We start from the raw sequence: 21,758 nt of genomic DNA, 5'->3' as shown, positions 1-21,758 counted from the left end.
CCTCCTCATAACCTCTACGCCACATGCGACCACATGCGAGCGTCCCGCACTGAGCCTGCCGCGTGAAGGGGGAGTGGCTCGATCGGCTCACCCTTCGGCGCGTCGGGTGCGGCGGGTGAGACGCGCGTGCAGGGAACGGGCGGAAGCGTCGGTGAGACACGCGATCTGATCGATGACCGCCCTCTTCCTGGCCCGGTCGTCCGGGGCGGCGTCGAAGATGGCCCGGAACTGCGGGTCCAGGCCCTCGGGGGCGCGGGCGCTGAGCGCCTCGGCCAGTTCGGCCAGGACGATGCGCTGGTCGGCGCGGATGCGCTCCTGCTCGTCGCGCTGCATGACGTACAGGTCGGCGACCGCCTTGAGGACCGCGCACTCGTTGCGCGCCGCGCGCGGGACCACCAGTTCGGCGCCGTACCGGGTGAGGCGGCCCGAGCCGTACGCCTCCCGGGTGGCGCCCTCGGCGGCCAGGCAGAAACGGCCGATCAGCTGGCTCGTGGCGTCCTTCAGACGGGCCTGGGCGACCGCGGAGCCGTCGTACCCGTGCGGCCACCACTCCTGCTCCATCAGCCGATCGAGGGCGGCCCGCAGCTCCTCGGGGGAGGTGTCGGCGGGGACGTAGCGGCCGATGGCGACCTGCCAGATCGCCGCGCGCTCGGGCTCGGCGAACAGCAGGTTGGGGTCGAGGTGCCCGGCGTGCAGGCCGTCCTCGAAGTCGTGCACGGAGTACGCGACGTCGTCCGCCCAGTCCATGACCTGCGCCTCGAAGCACTTGCGGTCGGCGGGCGCGCCGAGGCGCAGCCACTCGAAGACCGGCAGGTCATCCTCGTACGCCCCGAACTTGACCGAGTCCGGGTCGGTCGGGTGGCCGCCGCGGGCCCACGGGTACTTGGTGGCGGCGTCCAGGCAGGCCCGGGTGAGGTTGAGGCCGACACTGACGGGCTCCCCGTCCGCCGGGCCGGGCACGAACCGCTTGGGCTCCAGCCGGGTCAGCAGGCGCAGCGACTGGGCGTTGCCCTCGAAACCGCCGCAGTCCTTCGCGAACTCGTTGAGCGCCTCCTCGCCGTTGTGGCCGAAGGGCGGGTGGCCCATGTCGTGCGAGAGGCAGGCAGCCTCGACGAGGTCGGGGTCGCAGCCGAGCGCGGCGCCGAGCTCCCGTCCGACCTGGGCGCACTCCAGCGAATGCGTGAGGCGGGTACGGGGGCTGGCGTCCCAGTCGTAGGAGCGCGTGCCGGGGGTGACCACCTGGGTCTTCCCGGCGAGGCGGCGCAGCGCGGCCGAGTGCAGGACGCGGGCGCGGTCGCGCTGGAAGGCGGTGCGGCCGGGGCGTTTGTCGGGCTCGGCGGCCCAGCGTTCGGTGTCGGCCGGGGCGTAGGGCGAGTGGAGGTCGTCTGCGGGGGCGTGCGTGGTGCCTTCCATGACAAGACGGTAACCGCAACGACTGACAAACCGGGATCAGGCGGAGACGAGTTCCGGCCGGGTGCGGGCGGCGGGGCGGCGCAGGGCCTCGTCGTAGCGGTGCAGCAACAGCCGGGCCAGGGCCGGGTGGTCGCCCAGCGGGGCGGCCGCGAGGGCGGGCGAGGCCGCGGCGGTCTGGGCGGCGAACCGGCCGGGAGCGGCGAAGTACGAGGCCACCGCGATCCGGTGGTGGCCGCGGGCGGCCAGCGCCCGGAGAGCCTCGGGGGCGGTGGGCGCGGCGGCCGAGGCGTAGCCGGGCACCACCGGGACATCGCCGAGGCGGCCGGAGAGCAGTGCGGCGGTGCGGCGGGTGTCGGCGGCCGACTCGGGGTCGCGGGAACCGGCGGCGGCGAGCACCACGGCGGTGCCGGCGGTCCAGCCGGCCTCCACGAGCCGTTCGTACAGGGCCTCGACGAGCAGCGGGTGCGGCCCGAGCGGGGCGGCGACGCGGGTCTCCAGGTGGGTGGCCCGGGCGGCGGCCTCCGGCAGGTCGCGCTTGACGTGGTACCCGCGGCCGAGCAGCAGCGGGACGAGGACGGCGGCGCCGGACACCGCGCGCAGGGTGTCGTCGAGCAGCGGCTCGTTCAGCTCGATGTGGCCGAGCCGGACGTCGAGCCGAGGGCGGAGCTCGCGGACCCGTTCGAGGAGGGCGAGGGCGGTGTGCAGGGCGCGCGGGTCACGGCTGCCGTGGGCCACGGCGACGAGGGTGGGCTGCTGCATGGGAGGTCTCCGAGGGGCGGGTGCGGGGCGGTCGCAGTCCGCTGAGCTGCGTGCCGAGCTGGGTGGTGATCCGGGCCAGCAGCTCGGCCGCGCTGCCGAACGGGAGGGAGGGGAGGGAGGTCGGGGAAGGCAGGGAGGGCGGGGAGGGCGGGGAAGACAGGGAGAGGCTGTCGGGAGGGTGCACCGGCTCCGTCATGAACCGATCCTGCGGGGTGCAGATTGCGGGTGCGTTGCGCCGGAGTGACAGGTGTTTACGGAGGGCTCACTCGTTCATTCGTACGAGTGAAAGGGGGTGGTGGCGGAACTCCCGGGCCGGTGGTGATCGTCAATGTGTGCGAACGGTATGTGCGGGAGGGGCGGTCATGAAGATCAAGGGCTGGGCGAGGGCAAGGGCGCGGGCGACCGCGATGGCGACGCCGGTGGCGACGGTCAGGGCGCGGGCGAGGGCGCGCGCGGGCGTGGCGGTGAGAGCGTTGGCGGACCGGCGGGCGGGGTGGCCGCGGCGGCTGCGGGGAGTCCCGGGCAGACGGCTGGCGGTGCAGGCAGTGATGGCGGGCTGTGTGCTGGCGCTGCTCCCGTCGGCGTGGACGCACGCGTCGGCCGCCGACCGGCTGCGGTCGACGGCCGACGCACCCGCCGCCGACGTGGCGGTGGTGTTCGGAGCAGGCCTGTGGCGGGGGCGGCCCACCCCCTATCTCGCCGACCGGCTCGACGCCGCCGCCGAGCTGTACCGCACGGGCAAGGTGCGGGTGGTGCTGGTCACCGGGGACAACAGCCGCAAGGAGTACGACGAGCCCGACGCGATGCGCACCTACCTGACCGGGAAGGGGGTGCCGGACGGGCGGATCGTCAGCGACTACGCGGGCTTCGACACCTGGGACTCCTGCGTGCGGGCGAAGGAGATCTTCGGGGTCCACCGGGCCGTGCTGGTCACCCAGGGCTTCCACATACGCCGGGCCGTCGCCCTGTGCCAGGCGGCGGGCCTGGACTCGTACGGCGTCGGGGTCGCCGACGTGCACGACGCCACCTGGCGCTACGGCCAGGCGCGCGAGTTCCTCGCGGCCGGCAAGGCGGCCGTGGACGCGGCCTTCAAGCCGGCCCCGCACTTCCTGGGACCGAAGGAACACGGGGTGTCGCGGGCCCTGGCGGCTCTGGCAGAGTGAGCACCGCCGCATATGACGAATCGTCATATGCGGGGTCGGTCGGTACGAGCGTCAGGGGTGGAACATGGCTGGAGTGGATCTGAGCGGCAAGGCCGTCGTCATCACCGGCGGGGCCCGGGGGCTGGGAGCCGCGGCGGCGCGGGCCGTCGTGGACGGCGGCGGCCGGGTCCTGATCACCGACGTACGGGAGGAGGAGGGCGCCGAGACCGCCGCGAAGCTCGGCGACGCGGCCCGCTTCCTGCGGCACGACGTGACGAGCGAGGCCGACTGGGCGGCGGCGCTGGAGTACGCGGTCGCCCAGTTCGGCCGGATCGACGGCCTGGTGAACAACGCCGGCATAGCCTCCGGCCGGCTGCTGGAGCACGAGAGCGTCGAGAGCTTCCGCCGCGTCGTCGAGATCAACCTGGTCGGCGTGTTCATCGGGATCAGGACCGCCATCCCGCTGCTGCGCGCGCAGGGCGGCGGGTCCATCGTCAACATCTCCTCCGCCGCCGGCCTGACCGGGCTCGCGCTCACCGCCGGGTACGGCGCCTCCAAGTGGGGGGTGCGGGGCCTGTCGAAGATCGGCGCGGTCGAGCTCGCCGAGGCGGGCATCCGCGTCAACTCCGTGCACCCCGGTATGACGCTGACCCCCATGACCGCCCCGGTCGGCATCCGGGCGGGCGAGGGCAACTACCCGGGCGCCCCGATGGGCCGCGTCGGCGTCCCCGAGGAGGTGGCCGCCGCGGTCGCGTTCCTGCTCTCCGATGCCGCCGGCTACATCACGGGCGCCGAGCTCGCGGTGGACGGCGGCTGGACCGCGGGCCTGACCGTGAAACACCTGACGGGCCACTGACCCACGCGGAGGCCGCACAGAATGTGCGTGCGGCCGGCGGGAGCGCACGGCCACGGTCCGCCCCGTGGAACATGACGAGCACATCACCGCACCCCTGCTGCGGGCGGCCGGTGCTCCGCGGCGCCCTCACCGGGGGCGGCGGGCCGCGCTGAGGCGGAGCACCCCGAGCCGTAACGCGGGGCGGCGGCCCGTGTAACACCGCCGACGCATGCTGAACCGTATGCACACGCCGGGATCCACCACCGCCACGCACTGCCCCTACTGCGCGCTGCAGTGCGGGATGAACCTGCGCCCCGAGCCCGGCGGCGCGGGTGTGACGGTGGAGGAGCGCGCCGACTTCCCGGTCAACCGGGGCGCACTGTGCGGCAAGGGCCGTACCGCCCCCGCAGTGCTCTCCTCCCGGGTGCGCCTCACCGAGCCGCTCGTCCGCACCCACGCAGGGCGGCTCGAACCCGCCACCTGGGAGGAGGCTCTCGACGCCGTGGCCGCGGGCCTCGCCCGTACGGCCCGCGCGCACGGACCGGACGCGGTCGGCGTCTTCGGCGGCGGCGGGCTCACCAACGAGAAGGCGTACGCGCTCGGCAAGTTCGCCCGCGTCGCCCTGCGCACCTCGCAGATCGACTACAACGGCCGCTTCTGCATGTCCTCGGCCGCCGCCGCGCACCAGAGGGCCTTCGGGCTCGACCGCGGCCTGCCCTTCCCGCTGGAGGACATCCCCCGCACCGGCTGCGTGGTCCTCGTCGGCTCGAACCTGGCCGAGACCATGCCGCCCGCCCTGCGCTACCTCACCGAGCTCAAGGCCAACGGCGGCACCCTCATCGTCATCGACCCGCGCCGCACGCGCACCGCCGAACAGGCCGACCTGCACCTGGCCCCGCGCCCCGGCACCGACCTCGCCCTCGCCCTCGGCCTGCTGCACCTCGTGGTCGCCGAGGGCCGCACCGACGAGGAGTTCATCGCCGCCCGCACCACCGGCTGGGAAGAGGCCCGGGCCGCCGCCATGGCCCACTGGCCCGAGCTGGTGGAACGCATCACCGGCGTCCCGGTGCCGGCCCTGCGCGAGGCGGTCGGCCTCTTCTGCGCCCCGGACTCCGCGATGGTGCTGACCGCCCGCGGCCCCGAACAGCAGTCCAAGGGCACCGACACCGTCGGCGCCTGGATCAACCTCTGCCTGGCCACCGGCCGGGCCGGCCGCCCGCTCTCCGGCTACGGCTGCCTCACCGGCCAGGGCAACGGCCAGGGCGGCCGCGAGCACGGCCAGAAGGCCGACCAGCTCCCCGGCTACCGCAAGCTCACCGACCCGGCCGCGCGGGAGCACGTCGCCGGGGTCTGGGGCGTCGACCCCGACAGCCTCCCCGGACCCGGCCGCAGCGCCTACGAACTCCTCGACGCCCTCGGCACCGACGTGAAGTCCCTCCTTCTGATGGGCTCCAACCCGGTCGTCTCGGCCCCCCGCGCCGCACACATCGAGGACCGGATCCGCTCACTGGACTTCCTCGCCGTCGCCGACGTCGTGCTCTCCGAGACGGCCGCCCTCGCGGACGTCGTCCTCCCCGTCACCCAGTGGGCGGAGGAGACCGGCACCACCACCAACCTGGAGGGCCGCGTCCTGCTGCGGCGCCGAGCCCTGACCCCGCCCCCGGGCGTCCGCAGCGACCTGGACGTCCTGCACGGACTCGCCGCCCGCCTCGGCGTCGAAAAGGGCTTCCCCACCTCCCCCGAAGAGGTCTTCGACGAACTGCGCCGCGCCTCCGCCGGCGGCCCGGCGGACTACTCCGGCATCACCTACGACCGCATCGAGGCCGAACAGGGCGTCTTCTGGCCCTGCCCCGAGGGCTCCACGGGCACCGAACGCCTCTTCCTGGACCGTTTCGCCACCGACGACGGCCGGGCCCGCTTCGTCCCCGTCGCCCACCGTGACGCCGCCGAGGTCCCCGACGCGGACTACCCGCTCCTGCTCACCACCGGCCGCGTGGTCGCCCAGTACCAGTCCGGCGCCCAGACCCGCCGGGTGGACGAGCTCAACGAAGCCGCACCCGGCCCGTTCGTGGAACTGCACCCCCGCCTCGCCGCCCGCATAGGAGCGGTCGACGGCAGCCCGCTGGCCGTCACCTCCCGCCGCGGGCGCGCCGTGGCCCCGGCCCGCATCACGGACGCCATCCGCGCGGACACGGTCTTCATGCCCTTCCACTGGCCGGGCGAGGGCCGCGCCAACACCCTGACCAACCCGGCCCTCGACCCCACCTCCCGCATGCCGGAGTTCAAGATCTGCGCGGTCCGCGTCGAACCGGCCCAGGGCCCGGCCTGACCGGCCCCGCCTACTTCACGGGGAGCGGTTCCAGGACCACCGCACCGGGCAGCGCCGCGGCCATGTCGTAGGCGTAGACCCCGGGCCGGACCCAGATGAACCAGTTGCCGGCGGCGACGATGGTGTGCCCGTACTCCCGGCGCCCCACCGCAATGCTGTCGCCGATCTCATCCCTGCTGTAGCGGGCCGTGCTCAGCACGTCGATGTCGTTGTAGACGGTGGTCCCACGGTGCTGCACCTCGCAGACCGCATCCGAGCCGAACTTGTTCTCGTTCCGCAGGGTCACCTTGCAGTCGAAGCCGCCCTTCCCCAGCGCGTCCACCACGTCGTCGACCGTGGCGTACTCGGGACCGGTCGGCACATTACTCGGCATCGGCGTCAGCGGAGGGCGGCCTCGGTCCCTGTCGACGAGGCCGCACGCGCTCAGCGTCAGCAGCATCCCCAGCAGCAAGGAGACACACTTCGGTGTGCGCATGGGTCAGTTGCTCCTCGGCGGTGTGGGCGCCGGGCCCGGACTGGGGGAAGGGGTGCCGGGTTCGGCGGGACCGGTTCCCGTCCCGGTGTGCGGCCCGCCGCCCTCATGGTAGATCGGGTCGACGGAGACGTGGTGTCCGGCCGGGGTCTGCGACTCCAGCTGCCGTACGGCGGTGGCCCGTTGCTCATCGGTGAGTGCGTGCCAGGCCATGGCGTCGTCCAGATGCGGCTCCAGCCTGTCCCAGTTCTCGCCCCGGGTCTTGATGTCGAAGGCCCGGTTGCCCGACTCGTCGCCGTACTGCTCGTTCAGCTCCCGCACCTCGGGGGTGTCCGCCGCGTACAGGGTGAAGAGCTGCTTGTCGGTCCTCGCCCCGTAGGGCTCTTCCTGCATGCGTTGCAGGTGGTAGGCGCTCATGCGGATGTTCTCGTCGGGATTCTCCTCGATGTACTTGGTCAGCTGGGCGTCGTCGAGGTCCCCGAGGAAGGTGCCGTCCGGGAGCGTGAACGCCCTCCGGTTGTCCCCCATCACCGCTCGCGCGGTGTCCGGCTTCATGTGCGTGATGCCGAGGGACTTGTCGGGCTTGAGGGTCTGCTGCAGCGTCCAGTTGAAGATCCGTCCCGCCTGGGCCAGCGGGCCGGTCAGGCCGGGGCTGAAGTTCTGGTACCACTGCTGCTCCTGCCACAGGATCGCCAGGAGCAGCTTGCGGCTGATGCCGGTCTCGGCCGCGGCCCGGTTCACCGCGGCGAACTGGGCCGGAGAGACGTTGATCGGGTGCAGCCCGTCCGTGCCGCCCGCCAGGGCCAGGGCGACGGCCAGCGGGGACCCGGGCGTCAGGGCCTCCTTGGCCAGCTCGGGGTCGGAGACGGCGGTCAGCCCCTCGATCGTGCGCAGGGCGCGCGCCGTGTCCACGTCGGCCTGGCCGGCCTTGCGCAGGGCTTCGGTGATGATGCCCTGCGCGTGGTTGACCGGTTCGAGGTGCTCGGTACTGCCCTGCGGCACCATGACGGGCTTCGACAGCTGGACCCGGCCGCTGTCGTCGACCTTCAGCTCACGGGCGCGGGCGTAGTCCAGGGCGCTGTTCAGGTCCCGCTGCGCCGCCGTGATCGCCTCGGCCAGGTCGTCGTAGACCTTGGCCATCGCGCGCAGGGCCAACGCGGAGGTCTCGTAGTCGTCGGCGTGCTTCACGAACCGTTCCGTGGCGGCGCGTCCGGCCTCGCCGACCCAGCACCGGTCGACCGTCCGGGCGACGTCCTGGCGCGCGTACGAGGCGAGGCCGTCGCACTGCTTCGCCACGGCCACCGCGTCGTCGGCCGCGGTGCGCCACTTCTGGGGGTCAGCCTGCTTCAGCTCGGGTACGGAAACCATCAGGCGTCCTCCAGCACGCCGCCGGCCGCGCGCAGCCGGTCGGCTATCGCCTGGTCCTCGGCGTTGACGGCGTTCGTACCCGTGGTCAGGGCGTCGGCCGCGTCGTCGACCAGGTCGGCGAGGTCCCGGAGCCGGCGCTGCCAGGCGGCCACGCAGTCGTTGCTGGCCGTCCCGGCCGCCCATCCGGCGTGGCTGCGGCCGACGGCCTCGGCGTCGTCGAGCGTGGACTTTCCCCGGGCCTCGGCGTTCGCCGTACGGATCCCGGACGCCTTGGAGCGCACGGGGCCGTGGACGAGGGCGAGGTCGGGGTCCCCCGTGGCAGGGGCCGGGGTCGCGGAGGGGCTCGCTGAGGGAGCCGGTGACGGCGACGGACCGGCCGAGGCCAGACGCAGGGCGGCGTCCCCCTTCGCCCGTGTCCATTCCGCTTCGAAATCGAACGTCATGTCCCCAGCCTTGCACACCCCGATTCGCCATGAGGTGCCTGTTTTTGACAGGACATCAGCCGGATGCGCAGCGGTCCGGCAGCCGATCGTCTCGGACATGTGTCCGATCCGCATCGGGGTTCCCGGCCGGGGGTAACCATCGGTCACGCACCGGACTCAGAAAGTGCTCGCACGCCCCTCGTGGCAGCCATGTGTCTTACCCCACACTGAATGCGGTGCCCCCGTCCTCGGAGCCCTGGAGGTCGCCCCCGTGCAGACCCGGACCCTGACCGTGAACGCGAGCGAGTCCTCGGAGGCCGAAGCCGTGGACGAAGAGCCCGAGGTACTGGAGCTGATCGAGCCGGTACCTGTGCAGCGCAGGCGGGAGAGCGACGGGAGCGGGGGCGGAGCGGGACCCTCCGCCGACCTGTTCCGGCAGTACCTGCGCGAGATAGGCAGGATCCCGCTGCTCACCGCCGCCGAGGAGGTGGATCTGGCGCGGCGCGTCGAAGCCGGACTGTTCGCCGAGGAGAAGCTCGGCAACACCCCCGACCTCGACTCCCAGCTCGCCCTCGACCTCGACCGGCTCGTCGTCATGGGGCGCATGGCCAAACGCCGGCTCATCGAGTCGAACCTGCGGCTGGTCGTCTCCGTCGCCAAGCGGTACGTGGGCCGCGGGCTCACCATGCTCGACCTGGTCCAGGAGGGCAACCTCGGGCTGATCCGGGCCGTCGAGAAGTTCGACTACGCCCGCGGGTACAAGTTCTCCACCTACGCCACCTGGTGGATCCGGCAGGCGATGTCCCGTGCCCTCGCCGACCAGGCCCGGACCATCCGCGTGCCCGTCCACGTCGTCGAGCTGATCAACCGGGTCGTCCGCGTACAGCGCCGCATGCTCCAGGAGCGCGGCTACGAGCCCACCGCCGAAGAGGTCGCCGTCCACCTGGAACTGACCCCCGAGCGGGTCCTGGAAGTACTGCGCCTCGCCCAGGAGCCGGTCTCCCTGCACGCCCCCGTCGGCGAGGAGGAGGACGTCGCGCTCGGCGACCTCATCGAGGACGGGGACGCCGCCTCCCCTGTGGAGTCGGCCGCCTTCTTCCTGCTGCGCGAGCACCTGGAAGCGGTCCTGTCGACCCTCGGTGAACGCGAGCGCAAGGTCGTGCAGTTGCGGTACGGGCTCGCGGACGGACGGCCGCGCACCCTGGAGGAGATCGGCCGCATCTTCGGCGTGACGCGCGAGCGGATCCGCCAGATCGAGTCCAAGACCCTCAACAAGCTGCGCGACCACGCCTTCGCCGACCAGCTGCGCGGCTACCTCGACTGAAACGGGCACCCGGCCGGAACGGGAAGGGGCGCCCCGAAGGACGCCCCACCCGCTCATGGCCGGCTCAGTCGACCTCGGCGACCGCCTGCGCGAACTGCGCCGCGTACAGCCGGGCATAGGCCCCGCCCGACGCGAGCAGTTCCTCGTGCGTGCCCTGCTCCACGATCGAGCCGCTCTCCATCACCAGGATCAGGTCGGCGTCGCGGATCGTGGAGAGCCGGTGCGCGATCACGAAGGACGTACGGCCGTGCGCGAGCCGCGCCATCGCCTTCTGGATCAGCACCTCGGTACGGGTGTCCACCGAGCTCGTCGCCTCGTCCAGGACCAGGATCACCGGGTCCGACAGGAACGCCCGGGCGATGGTGATCAGCTGCTTCTCGCCCGCGCTGACCCCCGCGCCCTCGTCGTCCAGCACCGTGTCGTAGCCGTCCGGCAGCGTCCGGATGAACCGGTCCGCGTGCGCCGCCCGCGCCGCCTCCTCGATCTCGGCGCGCGTGACCTCGCGCGAAGCGCCGTACGCGATGTTCTCCGCGATGGTCCCGCCGAACAGCCAGGTGTCCTGGAGCACCATGCCGATACCGCCGCGCAGTTCCTCGCGGGTCATCTTGGCGATGTCCACCCCGTCCAGGGCGATCTCCCCGCCCGTGACCTCGTAGAACCGCATCAGCAGATTCACCAGGGTGGTCTTGCCGGCGCCCGTCGGGCCGACGATCGCCACCGTGTGGCCCGGCTCCACCGAGAGCGAGAGATTCTCGATCAGCGGCCGGTCCGGCTCGTAGCGGAAGGCCACCTTGTCGAAGGTGACCTGGCCGCGCAGCTCCTGCGGACGCTCCGGCACATCGGCGTCGCGCTCCTGCTCCGGGGCGTCCAGCAGCTCGTACACCCGCTCCGCCGAGGCGACACCGGACTGCACGAGGTTCGCCATCGACGCGACCTGCGTCAGCGGCATCGAGAACTGCCGGGAGTACTGGATGAAGGCCTGCACGTCACCGATCGACAGGGTGCCGGAGGCGACCCGCAGCCCGCCGACCACCGCGATCAGCACGTAGTTGATGTTCGAGATGAAGAACATCACCGGCTGCATGATGCCGCTGACCAGCTGCGCCCTGAACGAGGCCCGGTACAGCGCCTCGTTCTGCTCGGCGAAGAGCGCCGCGGACTCCTTCTGCCGGCCGAAGACCTTGACCAGGTTGTGCCCGGAGTACATCTCCTCGATGTGGGCGTTGAGCGTGCCGGTCGTCTTCCACTGCTCCACGAACTGCGGCTGCGACTTCTTGCCGATCTTCGCGGCCACGTAGACCGAGACCGGTACGGTCCCCACCGCGACCAGCGCCAGCAGCGGCGAGATCCAGAACATCATCGCCAGCACGCCGACGATGGTCAGCAGCGAGTTCAGCAGCTGACCCATCGTCTGCTGGAGCGTCTGGCCGATGTTGTCGATGTCGTTCGTGGCCCGGCTCAGCACCTCGCCGCGCTTCTGCTGGTCGAAGTACGACAGCGGCAGCCGCGACAGCTTCGCCTGGAGCTCCTCGCGCATCCGGTACAGGGTGCCGTTCATGACGTGGTTCGACAGCCGGGTCGCGACCAGCATCAGCAGACCCGCCAGGGTGAAGACCACCAGCGCCCAGACCGCCACGACCCCGACGGCACCGAAGTCGATGCCCCGGCCCGGGGTGAAGTCGGTGCCGGACAGCATGTCCGCCATGCCGTCCTGGCCGCGGGCGCGCATCCCGTCCAGCGCCTGCTGCTTGGTCACACCGGCCGGCATCTCCCGGCCGACGATCCCCGCGAAGACCAGGTCGGTCGCCTCGCCGAGGATCTTCGGTCCGACGACCGCGCAGGCGACGCTGCCGACGACGGCCAGGACCATGCCCCACAGCTTGGCCCGGTCCTGCGCGAGCTGGGCCAGCAGCCGCTTGCCCGATCCCCTGAAGTCCAGGGACCGCTGGGCCGGCCCCATCATCATCCGTCCTCCGGGCCCGCTCATGCGGCCTCCGCCTCCGTCAGCTGGGAGAGCACGATCTCCCGGTAGGTCTCGTTGCCGGCCATCAGCTCGTGGTGGCGTCCCTCACCCACGACCTGCCCCTCGTCCAGGACGATGATCCGGTCGGCGTCGCGGATCGTCGCGACCCGCTGGGCGACGATGACCACGGTCGCGTCCTCGGTCTCGCGGGCGAGCGCCGCGCGCAGCGCCGCGTCCGTCGCGTAGTCCAGGGCCGAGAAGGAGTCGTCGAAGAGGTAGATCTCCGGGCGCTGCACCAGCGTGCGGGCGATGGCCAGACGCTGACGCTGGCCGCCGGAGACGTTGGTGCCGCCCTGGGTGACGGGGGCCTCCAGGCCGCCCTCCAGCGCCGAGACGAACTCCTTGGCCTGGGCCACCTCCAGGGCCTGCCACAGCTCTTCGTCGCTGGCGTCCGGGCGTCCGTAGCGCAGGTTGGAGGCGACGGTGCCGGAGAACAGGTAAGGCTTCTGCGGCACCATGCCGACCGTCTTCGCCAGCAGTTCGGGGTCGATCCGGCGTACGTCCTCGCCGTCGACGAGCACCTCGCCGCCGGTCGCGTCGAACAGCCGGGGGACCAGCCCCAGGAGGGTGGACTTGCCGCTTCCGGTGGAGCCGATCACCGCCGTGGTCTCGCCGGGACGGGCCAGCAGGTCCACGCCGCGCAGGACCGGGGCCTCGGCGCCCGGGTAGCGGAAGTCGGCGCCGCGCAGCTCCAGGACGCCGCGGCGGGTGAGTTCGCGTACCGGGTCGGCGGGCGGGACGACGCTGGACTCGGTGTCCAGCACCTCCTGGATGCGCTCGGCGCAGACCTCGGCCCGCGGCACCATCATGAACATGAAAGTGGCCATCATCACGGCCATGACGATCTGCATCAGGTACGCGAGGAAGGCCGTCAGCTGGCCGATCTCCATGCCGCCGCTGTCGACGCGCATCGCGCCGAACCAGATCACGGCCACGCTGGAGATGTTCACGACCAGGATCACGGTCGGGAACATGAGCGCGAGGAGCCGGCCCGAGGCGAGCGAGACGCCGGTGAGGTCGGCGTTGGCCTCGCGGAAACGGTCCTTCTCGTAGTCGTCCCGGACGAAGGCGCGAATCACCCGGTTGCCGGTGATCTGCTCGCGCAGCACCCGGTTCACGGTGTCCAGGCGGTCCTGCATCAGGCGGAACAGCGGCCGCGTCCTGAAGACGATGGCGCCGACCGAGATCCCGAGCACGGGCACCACGGCCAGCAGGACGCCCGACAGCCGCACGTCCAGCGAGAGCGCCATGGCGATGCCGCCGACGCACATGATCGGCGCCGAGACCATCAGGGTGAAGGTCATCAGCACCAGCATCTGGACCTGCTGGACGTCGTTCGTCGTACGGGTGATCAGGGACGGGGCGCCGAAATGGCCCAGCTCCCGGGCGGAGAAGCTCTGCACCCGGTCGAAGACTCCGGCCCGGATGTCGCGCCCGACGGCCGCGGCCGTGCGGGCGCCGTAGTAGACGGCGCCGACGTTGCAGACGAGCTGGACGAGCGAGACGCCCAGCATCAGCGCACCGAAGCGCAGGATGTAGCCGGTGTCGCCGTTGACGACACCGTTGTCGATGATGTCGGCGTTCAGGGTGGGGAGGTAGAGGCTGGCGCTGGTCTGCAGGAGCTGCAGCAGGACCAGCGCCGCGATGGGTTTGCGGTACGGACCCAGATGGGTCCGCAGAAGTCGTATGAGCACGCGCAGGCTCCGGTCGGCACGATCGAGGGGGTTCAACCCATCTTCGGCCAATCGGTCCGACGATCCCCACCGGATTTCGCAAAGGCCGGTCAAAAGGACCAGCCGCGCGGCGCGGGTCCTACGACCCCCGCGCCCGCCCGGATCCGGCGGCGCTCAGAACGCCCCGGGGTGGATCTGCTCCCGCGTCGCCACGTACTGCTGGCGCACGCCCTGCCAGGCCGGGAAGTCCTCGTCCGGCTCGAAGACCTGCGCCGCGGGGGCCGGCCAGACCGGCGGGGCGTGCGGCGCCAGGGTGCCCTGCGCCACACCGAGGGCCCAGGCAGCCTGGCGGGCCGCGCCCAGAGCCGCGTAGTCCGCCGGCGCGGGCACGACGACCTGGGTCCCGAACAGCCCGGGGGCCGCGGCCTGCACGGCGGGCAGCTCGGCGGCCGCGCCCAGCAGGAACACCCGGCGGATCTCGACCCCGCGCGAACGCAGCACGTCGAGGGCGTCCACCAGCCCGCACAGCATGCCCTCGAAGGCGGCCCGGGCCAGGTGCTCGGGCTTCATCGAGTCCCGGCGCAGCCCCGTGAGGGTCCCGGCGGCGAGCGGCAGGTTCGGCGTCCGCTCACCCTCCAGGTACGGCAGGAGCACCAGGCCGTGCGCGCCCGGCGTGGACTTCAGCGCGAGCCCGGACAGCCCCTCCAGGTCGGTGCCGAGCAGCTCGGCGGTGCCGCGCAGGGCCCGGACGGCGTTGGAGGTGTTCACCACGGGCAGGTGCATGCCGCTGGCGTCGGCCAGCGAGGTGATCAGCCCGCCCGGCTCCGACAGCGCCTCGTGGTGCACCGCCATCACCGAACCGGAGGCACCGAGGGAGACCACCGCGTCGCCGGGGCCCAGCCCCAGGCCGAGGGCCGCGGCCATCGTCTCGCCGGTACCGGCGGAAATCAGCAGCCCCTCGGGCGTGGTCCCGGCCGCGTCGGCCGGGCCGAGGACCTCCGGCAGCAGGGCCCGGTGCCCGAGCGCCAGCTCCACCAGGTCGGGCCGCCAGGCTCCGGCGGCCGCCGACCAGTAGCCGGTTCCCGAGGCGCCGCCGCGGTCGGTCGTACGCCGGGCCGGGCGGCCCAGCAGCTGCCAGACCAGCCAGTCGTGCGGCGACATCAGCACGGCCACCCGGCGGGCCGCCTCGGGCTCGGTGCGGGCCAGCCAGGCCAGCTTCGCGACGGGCTGCGCGGAGTGCGGGACCGAGCCCACCGCCTCGGCCCAGGCGTGCCGCCCGCCGAGGGCCTCGGTGAGGTCGGCGGCCGCGACCTGGCCGCGCTTGTCGTTGCCGACGAGGGCCGGGCGCACCAGCGCGCCCTGCGGGTCCAGCGGCAGCAGGGCGTGCTGCTGCGCGGAGACGCCGATGGCCTGGACGCCCTCCAGGATCCCGCCGCCGGCGGCCTCGCCGAGCGAGAGCAGCCAGGCCTGTGGGTCGGTGTCGTGGGGGCTTGCGCCGTCGGGTTCGCCCGCGGGCTGCGGATGGGGTGCGTACCCCTGGCGCAGCACGGCGCCGGTCTCGGTGTCACAGACGACGATGCGTGTGAAGGCGGAAGAGCTGTCCAGCCCGGCGACTATCCCCATGCGGAGAATTCTGCCGCACGCGGGGCCGGTCCTGACCGTCCCGGAGCCCCTGAAACCACATGGGTCCCAGGGGCTCCGGGCACGGCCGGTGACGCATCAGGTGTTACTGGTGCCCCAGTCGTCGTCGCCGACCCCGCCACCCGTACGGCCGCGCAGGCCGGGCACCCGCCGGGCGAGCGATTCCGGCACGGCGCCGCCGGCCTTCTCGCTCACCACGGCGAAGGCCTTCCCGGCGTACTCCCGGCCGGTGTGGCCGGCGGTCTCGGCGGCGTTGCGCACCGCCGGGTTCTGTGCGATCTGCCGGGCGGACTTCTTGAGCTGCTCGTAGCGCTCGCGCCCGGCCCGGCTTCCGAGCACGTACCCGAGGGCCAGTCCGACCACGAACGTGACCTTGTACCGCATGCCTGTCACCCTTCGTCGTGTGGTGCCCGGCCTGCCGTCGATACCGATTGGCGGAGCACCCCCCTGCTTGCGCTAATCTATGTCTCGCAACGGGCGCTCGCCCCCCGGCAAGGCCGGAGGTGCGCCGTTCGATGCACCGCAGCAATCCCCTGTAGCTCAATTGGCAGAGCAGCCGGCTGTTAACCGGCAGGTTACTGGTTCGAGTCCAGTCGGGGGAGCGCAGTCCCCTGTAGCTCAATTGGCAGAGCATTCGGCTGTTAACCGGAGGGTTGCTGGTTCGAGTCCAGCCGGGGGAGCAAGGAGAAGAGGACCCTACGGGGTCCTCTTCTGCTTTTGTCGCCCGTTCCGGGAACCGGGCAGCCCTCGGCGCGGTCTCTCTGAGCAGACGAAGCCGATCATGCGAGGCATCCGAAGCAGGAGATCGTATGAGCGGCTATGCTGCGGCAGACGGCGCGCACACGTGTACGCGCCACGCCGTGAAGGGGCGGTAGCTCAGCCGGTTAGAGCAGCGGACTCATAATCCGTCGGCCGTGGGTTCGAGTCCCACCCGCCCCACCGCGAGCCGCAGGTGCAGAAACGATCGCACCTGCGGCTTCGGCGCTTCCGGGGGCTGTTGTGCCATCAGGCGAGCCGAGCTCAAGCCTTTGGCTGGGAACCACCTGGGAACGAGAGTCCCCCGCTTGGACCTGCTCGCGCCGTCGGCGCGGCACGAGGGAGGCTGCCTTCTCGGCCGCGTCGCGCCCGACTCCACCCAGCAGGTGTGAGTACAGGTCTGTGGTGATCGTCACGGTGGAGTGCCCGAGGCGCTTCGACACGATCACCATGTCGACCCCGGCGGCGAGCATCAGCGACGCCTGCCCGTGCCGCAGGTCGTGCAGCCCCACCCGCCGCAGCCGCCGGCGCTCCCTGTCGGGCAGGTGTGCGTCGTCCTCGAACCGGACGGCGTCGATCTGGCCGCCGAAGAGCTTGGAGACGTGATCCGGGCGCAGGGCATCGCCGTTATGGGCGAACACGAGCCCGTGGTCCCGGTACGCCGACTTCCACTTGCGGCGCTCCTCCTCCCGCCGCAGCTTGTGACTCAGGAGCGCACCGACGGCCAGCTCGTCGAGGTCGATGATCCGGTCCTCACCGCTCGCCGTCTTGGGCCGGGAGAACATCAGACCGATGTGTCCCCCTTCGCAGTACGGGCAGGCCACGGGAGGCATGTCCCGCTTCTTGAGCCCGGACACCTGCACGATCGCTGCCGCATGACGATGACCCGCCGGGCCCTCGACGACCGCCTGCCCAGGGACCAGAGCGTGGCCCTGCGCATCCGCCTCGACCTCGACCAGGCCGAGCCCGGTCTGCGTGAAACCGTCGCAGGTCTGCGGCGCCAGGTCGACGGCTCAGCAGCCGACGGTGACGGGATGCGCAGCGCCATCGCTGCCCGCTTCGCCGACCAAGAAGCGGCGCAGCTCGATGCGTAGCTGACAAGCGCGCCCTACGAGCACAGCCCCGCCAACCAGCGGAACTGTGCTTTGTAAGGGAAAACGTCAGGCCCAGTCAGCTGAGGGCTGGACCGCTTCCCATCCGCCCAAGTGAGGCAGAGGAGCGTGCTTGGCGGCGCCGGGCGGCAGCGCGGCGATGCACGCGGCCGAGCAGGCATTGACGAGCAGTGGCAGGACGTCGGTGGCGACCACGAGCGAGATCCACCGCTGGTGAAGTTCTTGTCCCTCCACCGGTCCGTCACAGACACTGCATGTGCTGATTGCTGTCGTGCCCCACTGCTTCGGGTCCAGTGCGGCGAGGTGGCCGCCGGACTGGACCTCGCTTGTCGTCCGCAGCCGGGGGAAGGGCGGGCGGTACTTGAAGTTGCCGAACAGCGAGCGGGTGCTGACCGTGCTCCTCGCCAGCTTCGAGCACCGGGTGATCTCGTACGGGAGCCAGTGCAGCCGGTGGGACGTGTACGGGCTGAACTCCTCCAGATTCGTCATCGCGCCGATCTCCGGCGGAATGCGCACGAGATTGCTGCCGTAGAGCCTCAGATGCTTGACCTCGGTCAGTCGGGCGATGCTCGCGGGCAGAGTGATGACGTCACGCCGCTCTTGCGGGCTGAGCTCGACGAGCGGGTTGAACTCCTCCCGGCCGTCCGCGGCCGCCTCGTCGACGAGGGCGAGAAGGCGCAGCCAACCCGCCGAAGACGTGTCCTGCTGCTCTCCGTGGAAGCCGACCCGGGCACGTGGTTGCACCTTGTACTGGTTGAAACAGGCGCAGCGTTCCCGGTGGATGGGCTGACCGTCCGGCCCGATTCCTGCGGGCCATCGGTTCGCGAACAGGCGGGGCTCAGGGCTGGTGGCATCCATACGGCCAAGATAGGAACCCCGTAGGACGATCGCACTGGGATTCGGCACTAAGCGCTGTGCACGTCCTGACTGCTGCGATGCATGGTCCAGGCTCGGGCGGCAGCGATCAGGGGGGCACGGTGCGGCGCCGGGTCGCTGGCAGCGCGGCTCTCCCAGACACTGCACAGGGTGGCTGCGAAGGTGGCGACGGCCGAGGGCTCGGCGGTGCTGTAGGCGGGCACCGCTTGGGCGAGGGCTTCGGCCTGCTCCGCGGTGTGGCCGGCGTGGATGAACCGCGGGATGGCGAATGCTGCGTCAGCCCACGCCGGGCCGGGGCAGGCAAGGGCCCAGTCCAGTACGCGGATGCCGTCTCCGGTGGCAAGCATGTTCAGCGGCGACACGTCGGAGTGGACGAGGGCCCCGCCTTCGAGATCAGGGGAGCGGTCGGCAGGGAAGAATCCGGCGTAGCGGATGTGCAGGGGCTTCTTGCGGACCTGCTCGGGCCACGGTGTCTCGGACATGGTGGTGAGCGCGTCGAGGAAGGGGCCGAGATCGGGTGAGCCGGGGCTGAGGTCTGGGTGTGGACCGACGAGGTATTCGTACCCAGTGAGCAGCCAGCCGTCGGCGTCGACCTGCCAGAGCACGCGGGGGGCGAGCGGTGCGACGCGGGTTACGCGTGCTTCGTAGTCGTACATCCACGCCGTGGGCTCGTCGCTACGGGTGCCCTTGACGAAGACGGGCCCGGTGGCGGTGTGGAGGGTGCAGGCGAGGCGAGCCATGACGCCGGTCTCTGCGGTCTCGGCGTGCTCGACGGGGCCGGTGTAGGTCTCGACGGCGCCACGGGCCTCGGGTGGGAGTTCAAGCCATGCGGTGCGGTCCACCCGCGTACTCCTCGTGCAGAACGGAAGCCGGTCCCCGGCTCGGCCACAGAGTGGCACAAGCCGAGGACCGGCCGCAGGCGGTACGTCAGGCGTTCTTGGGGCTGTTGTGGCAGTTGGCGTGGCACTGTGAGCAGTCGGCGAGGTCCAGCTCGGGCCAGAACTCCATGTCGATCACGAACCCGGCCGCGACGATCGCGTCGACCGTCCGGGCGCGCAGGGCCTTGCCCCCGCCGTGCTCCTCCTTGTCGAGGAATCCGGGCTGGTGGTGGACGAACTTGCCGATCGTGCCCGAGCAGAAGTCCTGGTACGCCTGCGTGTGGAGCAGGAAGGCGTGCCAGAAGTCATCGACGAGCGGTGACGGGCTGAGCGGGGTGTCGCTGTACGCGCCGGCCGCGAGGAAGGCGATCATCTGGCCGACGCCGCGGTCGGCCTTGTCGTCGGTCAGCTCGGGGAACTTGGCCTGCATGTTGGACACGAGCGTCGCGCGCAGCTTGGCGCCGATCAGGTTCCGCGCGTCGGTCGCGGGACGTTCCTGGATTACGGTCACGGTCCTTGCCTCCTTGGTCAGTGGTGCATGGGACGTGCTGCCTCGGCCGGCGCGACTGGGGACGGTGCCAGCCGAGGCGTGCCCCGCCCGCCCGGGATCTGTCGGGTCATCCGAGCGAGCGGGGAGATCAGCGCGCCGGAAATCCGGCGTCGGGGAAGGTCATGGCCGACAGCGCGTCGCGGTGGCCGAGCTCAGCGGTGGTCATGGTGGCGAGCGCGGCGGATCCCGCGGCGGTGCCCAGCACCCATATCAAGCTCAGGAACCGGCCCACCGGATCGCCGGATACGGCTCTGCCCTGCGAGGCGTGGCGCGCGGTCATGCCGCGTTCTCCTGTGCCTGCTTGCGCTGGACGATGAGCCGCTCGAACTGGATGGCGTACAGCTCGACTTGGTCTGGTGTGAGGACGAGCACGGACTCGGCCGTAACGCCGTCGTCGTAGTGGACCAGGACCGGCAGCGCGCCTTGCTGGGCCCGGTGGTCGTACACGGCGTCGCGTCGCATGGGGGCCACGTAGGTGGCCTGTGCCGGTACGGGGCGCAGGGTTGCTCCGTCGGCCGGCGCCGACCACTCGTCGCCGCCGCCCGGCGGGCGCAGGTGGTACGTGCTGGCGCCCACTCTCGGCAGCGTCACGACGACGCCGATCCGTCCGTCCTTGGCGGTGTCGCGGGCGAGGTCGCCGAGCCGTGGGACGGTCCGGCCGTTCCTAACTCGCCGCCCTGTGAAGGGATATGCGGTGTTGGTCGTCCTGTCATACCCCAGAAGTTAGGGGCGCGTCAGGGGTCCAATATGAATCGGAGGAATACCGCCCTCATCCGTCCAGGTGGAAGCGGTCTGACATGCGGCGCAGCTTCTCGCGGGTAGCGATTCGCTCGGCGTAGACGATGCCTCGGAGGGTCGACCGGGCGATCGGATGGTTCCGTACGAGCTGGGGGGCGATCCGCTCCGCGGTCTCCAGCTCGGCGAGCGCGCGGTCGCGGTTGCCGTCCCACAGCCACGCGCGGGCGAGGTCCATGTGGTGATGGCCCTGGCGGGAGTTGGGAAGGGCGGCGACGAGCTCGGGGGCGGTGCGACGGTTTATGGCGAGGGCCTTGGTCTGCTCGCCGGTCTCCAGGGCGACGCTGATCGCGTGGATCTGCACGTTGCCGGGGGAGAAGGTGACCGAATGGCGGTCGTAGATCGGTGGGTTGTGATGGCCGGTCATTCTGCGGGCAGCGTCGCGGGCGTGGTTGATCCGCTCGTCGGCCTCGGCCGGTCGGCCGGCACGGGCCGCGGTGACGGCGGCGCGCAGGTGGAGCGTGCCCCACATCCGTAGGGCAAGCGGCTCGCCGAGCTCGTACTCGCGCTGCACGCTGGCGATGGCCTTGTCGGACAGGGTGATCGAGTCGTCCCAATCGGCGGTGGCCCACATGTCCCAAACGCGCATCCAGTCGGCGAGGGCGGGCATGACGGGGTCGGCGGAGAGGCGTGCCGCCCATGCGGCGCGCTCCGCGGCCATCGCGACGAGTTCGGGGTGCCCCAAGGCGTGCGCGGCGGTGTGGGCGAACTTGCACGCTACGGCATAGATCGCGAATGCCTCCTCGCGCTCGTGGCCCGTCGCGGCCTCGGCCAGGGCGCGGGCCTCGCGCAGAAGGTCGGGGAGGGTGGCAAGGATCGCCGTGTTGGCCGCCGCATCTCGCAGGCGGTGCAGGCGGGTCATGTCCCGCCACAGCTCACCGGACGCGCGCGGGGCGCCGTCGAAGATCGGAGCGAGGTCATAGCGGCGCAGCTCACGCAGGATGGATGCCGCCGAGACCTGCCACTGATTCTCGGCGGGGCTACTCGCGTACGGCCGGCCGATCAGGTCATTGGGATGGACGTGTAGCTCGGCGGCGACGAGGTTCAACAACCCGACCCGATCGAGCTCGATCAGGCCGCGCTCCATCTTGGACACCCAGCCCTGAGTCTTCCCCAAGGCTGCGGCGAGGTCTGCCTGCGGCATCCCGAGCCGCAGCCGGGCCCGCCGGACACGACGACCGATCTCCTCGGCTTCCTCCAGCATCAGTGCACCCCCTGCACTTCGGCGGTCAGGTCCTCGGTCTCTCAGACCGGGCCCGCTCACCAGCACCGTACCGAGGCGGGGCGTTGGGCGCTGCTGTTCGACCCTCTCGCAGCATCGCCTTTGCGTTGCAGGGCTACCGCAGGGGGCACCTCACGTTGGACGGGAGTCGACGCCGTGGTGCCTGTC

Annotated in this window: 20 protein-coding genes and 3 tRNA genes; 8 read left to right on the top strand and 15 right to left on the bottom strand. The window is 71.7% G+C overall.

Annotation, left to right across the window (positions count from 1 at the left end):
- Positions 1 to 87 precede the first annotated feature (87 nt).
- Both NRK68_RS11220 and NRK68_RS11215 read right to left on the bottom strand, forming a co-directional pair.
- Positions 88 to 1,413, bottom strand: a complete 1,326-nt coding sequence (locus tag NRK68_RS11220; RefSeq protein WP_183065258.1) for a deoxyguanosinetriphosphate triphosphohydrolase — start codon at positions 1,411 to 1,413, stop codon at positions 88 to 90.
- Positions 1,414 to 1,449: 36 nt separating this feature from the next.
- Positions 1,450 to 2,172, bottom strand: coding sequence for a sirohydrochlorin chelatase (locus NRK68_RS11215; RefSeq protein ID WP_183065257.1), 723 nt, complete (start codon positions 2,170 to 2,172; stop codon positions 1,450 to 1,452).
- A gap of 548 nt (positions 2,173 to 2,720) precedes the next feature.
- Between NRK68_RS11215 and NRK68_RS11210 the strand changes: the two genes are divergently transcribed.
- The 3 genes from NRK68_RS11210 (at position 2,721) to NRK68_RS11200 (ending at position 6,478) form a co-directional block, all read left to right on the top strand.
- Complete coding sequence (locus NRK68_RS11210; RefSeq protein ID WP_257857821.1) at positions 2,721 to 3,335, top strand: SanA/YdcF family protein; 615 nt, start codon at positions 2,721 to 2,723, stop codon at positions 3,333 to 3,335.
- Between the two features lie 64 nt (positions 3,336 to 3,399).
- Positions 3,400 to 4,170 carry a glucose 1-dehydrogenase gene (locus NRK68_RS11205; protein WP_183065256.1) on the top strand — a complete coding sequence of 257 codons (771 nt, stop codon included), beginning with the start codon at positions 3,400 to 3,402 and terminating at the stop codon, positions 4,168 to 4,170.
- 220 nt (positions 4,171 to 4,390) lie between these two features.
- Positions 4,391 to 6,478 (top strand): molybdopterin oxidoreductase family protein, encoded by a 2,088-nt coding sequence (locus NRK68_RS11200; RefSeq protein ID WP_183065255.1) that lies wholly within the window; start codon positions 4,391 to 4,393, stop codon positions 6,476 to 6,478.
- 10 nt (positions 6,479 to 6,488) lie between these two features.
- On the opposite strand, the gene NRK68_RS11195 is transcribed toward NRK68_RS11200, so the two are convergent.
- The 3 genes from NRK68_RS11195 to NRK68_RS11185 are packed head-to-tail and all read right to left on the bottom strand — an operon-like array spanning position 6,489 to position 8,761.
- Entirely contained in the window at positions 6,489 to 6,953 is a 465-nt protein-coding gene (locus NRK68_RS11195; RefSeq protein ID WP_257855707.1) for a hypothetical protein, read from the bottom strand.
- A 3-nt stretch (positions 6,954 to 6,956) separates the two neighbouring features.
- Positions 6,957 to 8,318 (bottom strand): hypothetical protein, encoded by a 1,362-nt coding sequence (locus NRK68_RS11190; protein WP_183065254.1) that lies wholly within the window; start codon positions 8,316 to 8,318, stop codon positions 6,957 to 6,959.
- Positions 8,318 to 8,761, bottom strand: coding sequence for a hypothetical protein (locus NRK68_RS11185; RefSeq protein ID WP_046774987.1), 444 nt, complete (start codon positions 8,759 to 8,761; stop codon positions 8,318 to 8,320). Before NRK68_RS11185 ends, NRK68_RS11190 begins: the two co-directional genes overlap by 1 nt.
- Positions 8,762 to 8,924: 163 nt before the next feature.
- On the opposite strand from NRK68_RS11185, the gene NRK68_RS11180 reads away from it, so the two are divergent.
- Positions 8,925 to 10,064 (top strand): RNA polymerase sigma factor, encoded by a 1,140-nt coding sequence (locus NRK68_RS11180; protein ID WP_373023511.1) that lies wholly within the window; start codon positions 8,925 to 8,927, stop codon positions 10,062 to 10,064.
- A gap of 64 nt (positions 10,065 to 10,128) precedes the next feature.
- Here the strand turns inward: NRK68_RS11180 and NRK68_RS11175 are convergent, their stop codons facing one another.
- From NRK68_RS11175 to NRK68_RS11160, 4 genes are all read right to left on the bottom strand, one after another.
- Complete coding sequence (locus NRK68_RS11175) at positions 10,129 to 12,051, bottom strand: ABC transporter ATP-binding protein (protein ID WP_183065253.1); 1,923 nt, start codon at positions 12,049 to 12,051, stop codon at positions 10,129 to 10,131.
- Complete coding sequence (locus NRK68_RS11170) at positions 12,048 to 13,781, bottom strand: ABC transporter ATP-binding protein (protein ID WP_183065252.1); 1,734 nt, start codon at positions 13,779 to 13,781, stop codon at positions 12,048 to 12,050. The genes NRK68_RS11175 and NRK68_RS11170 overlap by 4 nt, the downstream gene beginning before the upstream one ends.
- A gap of 153 nt (positions 13,782 to 13,934) precedes the next feature.
- Positions 13,935 to 15,383: an FGGY family carbohydrate kinase gene (locus NRK68_RS11165; RefSeq protein ID WP_183065251.1), complete on the bottom strand. Its 1,449-nt coding sequence runs from the start codon at positions 15,381 to 15,383 to the stop codon at positions 13,935 to 13,937.
- 96 nt (positions 15,384 to 15,479) lie between these two features.
- The gene (locus NRK68_RS11160) at positions 15,480 to 15,785 is read right to left on the bottom strand and encodes a YtxH domain-containing protein (RefSeq protein ID WP_183065250.1); all 306 of its coding nucleotides are present in this window, start codon (positions 15,783 to 15,785) and stop codon (positions 15,480 to 15,482) included.
- Positions 15,786 to 15,930: 145 nt separating this feature from the next.
- Here NRK68_RS11160 and NRK68_RS11155 point away from each other — a divergent pair.
- From NRK68_RS11155 to NRK68_RS11140, 4 genes are all read left to right on the top strand, one after another.
- Positions 15,931 to 16,003 (top strand) — tRNA-Asn (locus tag NRK68_RS11155).
- A gap of 5 nt (positions 16,004 to 16,008) precedes the next feature.
- Positions 16,009 to 16,081: transfer RNA gene (locus NRK68_RS11150), tRNA-Asn, on the top strand.
- A gap of 185 nt (positions 16,082 to 16,266) precedes the next feature.
- Positions 16,267 to 16,340 (top strand) — tRNA-Ile (locus NRK68_RS11145).
- Positions 16,341 to 16,579: 239 nt separating this feature from the next.
- Positions 16,580 to 17,251: a hypothetical protein gene (locus NRK68_RS11140; RefSeq protein WP_257855706.1), complete on the top strand. Its 672-nt coding sequence runs from the start codon at positions 16,580 to 16,582 to the stop codon at positions 17,249 to 17,251.
- Between the two features lie 66 nt (positions 17,252 to 17,317).
- On the opposite strand, the gene NRK68_RS11135 is transcribed toward NRK68_RS11140, so the two are convergent.
- The 6 genes from NRK68_RS11135 to NRK68_RS11110 all read right to left on the bottom strand — a co-directional run bounded on the left by NRK68_RS11135 (position 17,318) and on the right by NRK68_RS11110 (position 21,572).
- Positions 17,318 to 18,127: a leucine-rich repeat domain-containing protein gene (locus NRK68_RS11135; RefSeq protein WP_257855705.1), complete on the bottom strand. Its 810-nt coding sequence runs from the start codon at positions 18,125 to 18,127 to the stop codon at positions 17,318 to 17,320.
- A 47-nt stretch (positions 18,128 to 18,174) separates the two neighbouring features.
- Complete coding sequence (locus tag NRK68_RS11130; protein WP_257855704.1) at positions 18,175 to 18,987, bottom strand: phosphotransferase; 813 nt, start codon at positions 18,985 to 18,987, stop codon at positions 18,175 to 18,177.
- A gap of 85 nt (positions 18,988 to 19,072) precedes the next feature.
- Positions 19,073 to 19,534, bottom strand: coding sequence for a glycine-rich domain-containing protein (locus NRK68_RS11125; protein ID WP_257855703.1), 462 nt, complete (start codon positions 19,532 to 19,534; stop codon positions 19,073 to 19,075).
- A gap of 127 nt (positions 19,535 to 19,661) precedes the next feature.
- Entirely contained in the window at positions 19,662 to 19,853 is a 192-nt protein-coding gene (locus tag NRK68_RS11120) for a hypothetical protein (RefSeq protein ID WP_257855702.1), read from the bottom strand.
- Positions 19,850 to 20,149, bottom strand: a complete 300-nt coding sequence (locus tag NRK68_RS11115; protein WP_257855701.1) for a hypothetical protein — start codon at positions 20,147 to 20,149, stop codon at positions 19,850 to 19,852. The genes NRK68_RS11120 and NRK68_RS11115 overlap by 4 nt, the downstream gene beginning before the upstream one ends.
- A gap of 193 nt (positions 20,150 to 20,342) precedes the next feature.
- Positions 20,343 to 21,572 carry a helix-turn-helix domain-containing protein gene (locus NRK68_RS11110; protein ID WP_257855700.1) on the bottom strand — a complete coding sequence of 410 codons (1,230 nt, stop codon included), beginning with the start codon at positions 21,570 to 21,572 and terminating at the stop codon, positions 20,343 to 20,345.
- Positions 21,573 to 21,758 lie beyond the last annotated feature (186 nt).

This window comes from Streptomyces yangpuensis (assembly GCF_024666385.1).
Classification (GTDB): Bacteria; Actinomycetota; Actinomycetes; order Streptomycetales; family Streptomycetaceae; genus Streptomyces; species Streptomyces yangpuensis.
This window is presented reverse-complemented; position numbering and strand designations above follow the sequence as displayed.